This is a genomic window from Vibrio sp. 10N.222.54.A3 (genome assembly GCF_041474095.1).
GTDB lineage: Bacteria > Pseudomonadota > Gammaproteobacteria > Enterobacterales > Vibrionaceae > Vibrio > Vibrio crassostreae_C.
This window is the reverse complement of the sequence record NZ_JBFRTN010000083.1, coordinates 20694-27018: the sequence shown is the minus strand read 5'-3', so window position 1 is coordinate 27018 and position 6325 is coordinate 20694. Positions and strand designations below refer to the sequence as shown.

Below are 6325 nucleotides of genomic sequence, written 5' to 3'. Positions count from 1 at the left end.
TGTGTATAAGAGACAGGCGAATTCGCTGCCTTTTTCGTTCGAGGTGAAGTTAACCGAGATAGAGCATCACTCTTCAAACTGATAAGAGGAGGGGACGACGATGACACCCTGTTTCGAAATGTGGAAACGCTTGTCGTCAGCAAGGCTATCAAGACCAATTTGGGTTCCATCTGGTACTTTCACATTCTTATCGATGATGCAGTTTTGAATGTGGCAATTTTTTCCAATCTCAACATCTTCAAACAAGATACTATCAATCACGATTGCCGCGTTGTTCACTTTTACCTTCGGGAAAAAGATAGAGTTTTGCGCTGAGCCACCTTCAATCACTACGCCATTCGCGATCATCGAGTTGATGAATATTCCTTGATTACCTTCAACTGAAGCAATGGTTCGTGCGGGTGGCAGCTGCGGTTCGTAAGTACGAATCGCCCAATCAGGTTGATATAAATCGATAGGCGAAGCTGGCTTTAACAGGTCCATGTTGGATTGGTAATAAGAGTCGATAGTACCAACATCTCTCCAGTACGCATCTTGGGTCACTCGGCCTTCTTCATCCCCAAACTTGTATGCGTAAACACTGTTGTTGCCCACCAATTTAGGAATGATATCTTTACCAAAATCGTGGCTTGAGTTCGGATCTTCGGCGTCCGCCAGTAGCGCTTGTGTTAGTACTTCTTTATCAAAGACGTAAATACCCATTGAAGCCATGCTTCGAGTTGGCCTACCAGGTACACATGCAGGGTAACGTGGCTTTTCGGTAAAGTTATTGATCTCTAGAGATTCATCTATCTCCATCACACCAAACTCTTTGGCTTCGTCAATCGAAACCTCCATGCACGCCACAGTTAGGTCGGCCTCGTTCTTTTTGTGCTGCTTGAGCATTGGTGCGTAATCCATGCGATAGATATGGTCACCGGATAACACCACCACATGCTTGGCTTCACTGCGTGAAAGTAGATACAAGTTTTGATAAATCGCATCGGCAGTACCGCTGTACCAGCTATCACCGGTTCGCATTTGTGGAGGAACATTGGTGATGTATTCGCCGAGCTCAGGGTTAAGCACCGACCAACCATCTCTTAAATGTTTTTGCAAAGAGTGAGATTTGTACTGAGTCAGCACCAAAATTTGGCGTAGCCCAGAGTGTAAGCAGTTCGCGAGTGTGAAATCGATGATTCGATATTTGCCACCAAAGGGTACCGCAGGTTTTGCACGGTTATCGGTGAGAGGGGAAAGCCGAGAGCCAACACCGCCGGCCAGAACGATTGTTAGAGTGTCTTGCATGATCAGAACCTCAATGTATTTATGATTATGAACATAGACTTGCAAGCACTAAGCCAAATGTAACTCATTGAATATTATACGAGGCGAGATTGATTCTTGTTGTTCTGCACCAAAATAATGCGTGCGAGATATTGGCTTGCTCTATTTTGATCCAAAAAAGATCCGAACAGAGTGAAGGGATTGGGTTAACAAAATGACGCACGGAAAAGCTGCATTACAAACTGTCAATAAAATGAAGAAATAAAGTGATCGGGTCGATATAAATTTACATAAATAATCACAACTTTTCACAAATTGATTTCCATCAATAAAGTAGGGTTATTCTATGCTACCTTGCACGCAAAATAAGAAATGATTACTCATTCACCAATAAAGATTAAGCCCCCCAAAAGGAAATTATAATGAAAAAAACAGTATGTGGTATTGCGGTTATTGCGGCTCTTATGTCAACCAATGTTCTTGCTCATAAAGAAGGTGATTTCATCATCCGTGCAGGTGCAGCAATGGTATCTCCTAACGATAGCAGTGGAGATGTTCTGGAGACATCGGGGTCAAAATTTGGTGTGGATTCAAACACCCAACTTGGTTTGACATTTGGCTATATGTTTACAGATAACATCAGTCTTGAAATTCTTGCAGCAACGCCATTCTCTCATACAATCTCTACAAATCATGGTGGTCTAGGCGATATCGCTGACACAAAACACCTACCACCTACGCTGATGGTGCAGTACTACTTCGGTGAAGCAAACAGCAAATTCCGTCCTTACGTAGGCGCGGGTATCAACTACACCGTATTTTTCGATGAAGAACTTAATGGTACGGGCAAAGATGCTGGTTTGAGCGACTTGTCTCTTGATGACTCTTGGGGACTTGCTGCAAACATCGGTATGGACTACATGATCAATGAAGATTGGTTCTTGAACGCATCGGTTTGGTACGCAGATATCGACACTACAGCTAAATACAAAGCGGGTGGTGTTCAATACTCTACAGACGTTGATATCGACCCATGGGTATTCATGATCGGTGGTGGTTACAACTTCTAACCTACGATTCAGTTTACTAAGGCGCTCAAGCACCAGCCAGCTTGTGCGCCTTTTTTTGTGTGCTTGTTAATGAAATGCTCATTCTAACCCTCTGTTGTTATGGGTAAAAGAAACCGATTGTCGTCACCTATTGTTAACAAAAGGGAAAGATAACTGTCATAAGCGGCCTCTATGATCGCGATTCAAATTATGGAGGATATATGAATCGTAAATTTAATAAGCTGACTTTATTACTACCTATCGCAGTGAGTTCCGCTCTGGCTGGATGTTCTCAGTCAACATCATCTACGGCGAATACGCTATCTCAAACCTCACTTGATGCTTTGAGCCTCCAGTGCCAATCCAGCCAACAGCCAATCGCAAGCGATGCTGAGGTCACCGTGCTTACTCTGGTTGGCAGTTCCATTGCTGACGCTCCGTTTGATACTTCTGCAGCCGAAATCGTCAGCTACGATTCATGTACCGACAAGCTTTATGTGGTTAACGCTCAAGCACAGAAAGTTGATGTGTTATCGATGGACTCTGATAGTGCACCCACATCTGAAGGCTCTATCGATCTTCAATCAGCAGCCGCAGCTTCTGGCATTAATATCGGTGCTGCAAACAGTGTATCGACTCATCAGGGCTTAGTTGCGGTTGCAATTGAGAACGCCGACAAACAAAAAAACGGCATCATTGCACTTTATCGCTCAGACACATTAGAGCTAATCACCACATATACTGCTGGTGCATTGCCAGACATGGTGAGCTTTTCTAAGGATGGCCGTTACATCGCATCAGCCAACGAAGGTGAGCCGAATGCGGATTACAGCATTGACCCTGAAGGCTCAGTGACTCTGGTTGATTTAGCCAATGGTCCTTTGCAAGCGAAAGTCACTCAAATTGATTTTAAGGCATTCAACCAAGGGCAGTCTCGCCATGCAGAGCTAACTGACAAGGTTCGAATCTCGGCGCCGAATGCAACGGTTGCTCAAGATCTAGAACCTGAATATCTAACGTTTGCTGATAACGGAAAACTCTACGTAGCCCTGCAAGAGAACAATGTATTAGCAGCGATTGACGTGGCGAGTGCACAAGTCGATGCGATTCTGGGACTAGGCGGAAAACCTTGGGATAATGCTAAGCTAGATGCGTCAAATAAAGACAAAAACATCGGTAACCTACAAAGCTACGCAATGTTAGAAGGCCTTTATATGCCAGATAGCATTACCAGTTACAGTGTTGATGGCAACACTTACATCGTGACTGCGAATGAAGGTGATGGCCGTGAGTACGGCATCAAGACGACGCAAAAAGTGTGTGACGACAAAGGCTTTGAGTGGGATGGCGATGACTATAAAGGCACTGAAAACTACACCACAGAAAAAGACTTTTGTATCGCTTATGTCGATGAAGTGCGTGGCAAGAAGTTAGACGTTGATGCGAACCACCCATTAGCGGGTGCATTGAAAGACAATAATCAATTGGCTCGCCTTAAGGTGATTAAGCCACAAGGGACACTTGCAGCTGACCAAAAGGTTCAAGCATTCGGCAGCCGCTCGTTCTCTATTTGGGATGAGTTAGGCGAGCTCGTGTTTGATAGCGGTGATGATTTCGCTCGAATCGTTCTGGAGCAAGATCCTGCAAACTTCAACAGCACCAATGATAACAACCAAAGTGGTGACGATCGTAGCGATGACAAAGGTGTAGAACCTGAAGCGATCGAAGTGGCTGAGATCAACGGCAAGCACTATGCCTTTATTGGACTTGAGCGCCAAGGTGGCATCATGGTTTACGACGTAACGCAGCCTAAGAGTGCAAGTTTCATCAGCTACTTGAACAATCGAGACTTTACACAACCAGTGTGTACTAAGGTTGATGAAGACGGTGATTGCGACAATGATACTTACAACGCTAAAGCGGGTGATTTAGGGCCTGAATCAATTAAGTATTTCACACGTTCAGGTAACCACTTTATTGCGGTTGGGAACGAAGTAAGCGGCAGTACATCAGTTTATCGCGTTGAGTTTTAATCACGGTTACTGCTTGTAGCTACACTCAATAAAAACAAAAGCGCCACTACTGAATAAGTAGTGGCGCTTTTTGGTTCATCGCTTATTTAGTAGCAGTAGCAATAGCAAAGGCCTATGGCTGTTGCTTAGTTGGTGCTAGAGCAATCTCACGGATACATACGTTCTGTGGTTGTTGGTAAGCGAATGATACAGCGCGAGCGATATCGTCAGCTGCCAATACGCCACCCATGTCTTCTTTCCAAGAATCGTAACCGTCTTTGATCTCTTGAGATGTTGTGTGAGACAGAAGCTCAGTTTCTACAGCACCCGGTGCGATAGTGGTAACACGAACATTTGAAGCCGCCACTTCTTCACGAACGTTCTCAGAAATAGCGTGTACCGCGAATTTAGTACCACAGTAAGCCGCGTGGCTTGGGAATGTTTTCTTACCTGCGATAGAGCTGATGTTGATGATAGTACCTGTGTTGCGTTCCATCATCGGAGCAAGTACAGACTGCATGCCGTTTAGAAGGCCAATCACGTTCACGTCGAACATTGTCTTCCACTCTTGTGCGTCTTGAGTATCGATTTGACCAAGAAGCATTGCACCTGCGTTGTTGATAAGCGCGTCTACAGGGCCAAATTTCTCTTCACCTTGTGCGATAGCTGCATCAAAAGATGCTTTGTCTGTTACGTCTACTTTCACTGACAGTGAGTTTGGAAGATTCAGCGCTTCAAGGCGGTCAATACGACGAGCTAAAAGTAGCAGAGGGTGACCTTCATCGCTTAGACGACGAGCGATTGCTTCACCAATACCAGAGCTTGCACCTGTAATTACGATTAGTTTTTTCATTTTATTTCCTCTGTACTTTTATTGCGTCGGTTGGCTACGACGTATTGTTTAAGTGCATTCGAATCAAGTGCTTGTTGCCTTGCTTCGTTGCGATGGAGGTATATTAAGGAAAATAGCATTGTTGATATATAGCGCTTTACTTGAAACACTATTGCTGTGGTGCAACAATAAAAGCGTCTATCTCATAACTTCATTAGTAAGCTGGCGACTATGCTCAATCAAATTAACCTGTCTGATATTCGCTCCTTCGTGCTTATCGCTCGTTTAGGTAATTTCACCAAAGCGGCGGAGGAGTTGGATGTGTCTCGTTCACACGTATCACGCCAAGTGAGTAGTTTAGAAAAGCAGATGGGTGTGACACTGTTTATCCGCACCACTCGAACCTTGAGGCTGACTCACGCAGGGCAAGATCTGTACGCGAGATGTGAACAAGCCTTAGATAATATAGACCAAGCATTGATTGCTGCTGTCGACGATGTCGAAGAAGTACGTGGCGACATAAAAGTAAACTGTGTTGGCGGTTATCTGGGCGAGGTGATCATCGCGGATCTGGTCAATGAGTTTATGCAGCTATACCCAGATATCAGCATCAGTCTTGATTTCAGTAGTAACCGAGTCGATTTGATTGAAGACGCCTTTGATATCGCATTTCGTATGGGAAGCTTAGAAGACGCGGGCTTTATCGCAAGAAAGCTTTTGGACATAGAGATGGGAACACTCGCAAGCCCAGAGTATTTTGCTCGTAAAGGAAAGCCAAACCATCCTAAAGATCTCATCCACCATGATTGCTTAACGGGCTCGGTGCGTAAGTGGAGCTTTCAAGCTTTGGATGACACCAAGAAAACAGTCGATGTGCATGTGACGGGTAGGCTGCAATGTAAGAATGGCCGAGTGTTGGTACAGGGCGCGAAGTCGGGCAATGGGATTATTCGTGTTCCAACCATCTATTGCTTACAAGAGATCAATGATGGGCAATTGGAGCAGGTCTTTAATGAGTGGATAGTGCCGAAAGTGGACTTTTCAGCGATATACCATCGAGACCGCTATCAACCGAGCCGAATTCGAACCTTCATTGATTTTGTAAAAGGCCGTTTTGAGCAAATGCCAGTCAGCTAAATAATGCGTGCTGTCCATTATTTGGAATA

The 6325-nt window shown here is 44.7% G+C and carries 5 protein-coding genes; 3 read left to right on the top strand and 2 right to left on the bottom strand.

The genetic code is table 11. From position 1 onward, the window contains the following. Positions 1-66 precede the first annotated feature (66 nt). On the bottom strand, positions 67-1287 hold the full coding sequence (gene glgC, locus AB4507_RS17550) for a glucose-1-phosphate adenylyltransferase (RefSeq protein ID WP_372183032.1): 1221 nt from the start codon (positions 1285-1287) through the stop codon (positions 67-69). A 401-nt stretch (positions 1288-1688) separates the two neighbouring features. Here glgC and ompW point away from each other — a divergent pair, with 401 nt between their 5' ends. Together ompW and AB4507_RS17540 are read left to right on the top strand one after the other, a co-directional pair. Then, a complete protein-coding gene (gene ompW, locus AB4507_RS17545) occupies positions 1689-2336 on the top strand; it encodes an outer membrane protein OmpW (RefSeq protein ID WP_017064924.1) in 648 nt (215 codons plus the stop codon). A 200-nt stretch (positions 2337-2536) separates the two neighbouring features. Next, on the top strand, positions 2537-4348 hold the full coding sequence (locus tag AB4507_RS17540; protein WP_372183031.1) for a choice-of-anchor I family protein: 1812 nt from the start codon (positions 2537-2539) through the stop codon (positions 4346-4348). A 112-nt stretch (positions 4349-4460) separates the two neighbouring features. Here AB4507_RS17540 and AB4507_RS17535 read toward each other — a convergent pair whose 3' ends face one another. Beyond that, on the bottom strand, positions 4461-5180 hold the full coding sequence (locus AB4507_RS17535) for an SDR family oxidoreductase (RefSeq protein WP_008216572.1): 720 nt from the start codon (positions 5178-5180) through the stop codon (positions 4461-4463). 210 nt (positions 5181-5390) lie between these two features. Between AB4507_RS17535 and AB4507_RS17530 the strand changes: the two genes are divergently transcribed. Further along, entirely contained in the window at positions 5391-6296 is a 906-nt protein-coding gene (locus AB4507_RS17530) for a LysR family transcriptional regulator (protein ID WP_136974130.1), read from the top strand. The last annotated feature ends 29 nt before the right edge of the window (positions 6297-6325 follow it).

Excerpts from the sequence above, each read along its gene's own strand:
- AB4507_RS17530 (WP_136974130.1), top strand. The coding sequence starts at position 5,391 with ATGCTCAATCAAATTAACCTGTCTGATATTCGCTCCTTCGTGCTTATC.
- AB4507_RS17535 (WP_008216572.1), bottom strand. The coding sequence starts at position 5,180 with ATGAAAAAACTAATCGTAATTACAGGTGCAAGCTCTGGTATTGGTGAA.
- ompW (WP_017064924.1), top strand. The coding sequence starts at position 1,689 with ATGAAAAAAACAGTATGTGGTATTGCGGTTATTGCGGCTCTTATGTCA.
- AB4507_RS17540 (WP_372183031.1), top strand. The coding sequence starts at position 2,537 with ATGAATCGTAAATTTAATAAGCTGACTTTATTACTACCTATCGCAGTG.
- glgC (WP_372183032.1), bottom strand. The coding sequence starts at position 1,287 with ATGCAAGACACTCTAACAATCGTTCTGGCCGGCGGTGTTGGCTCTCGG.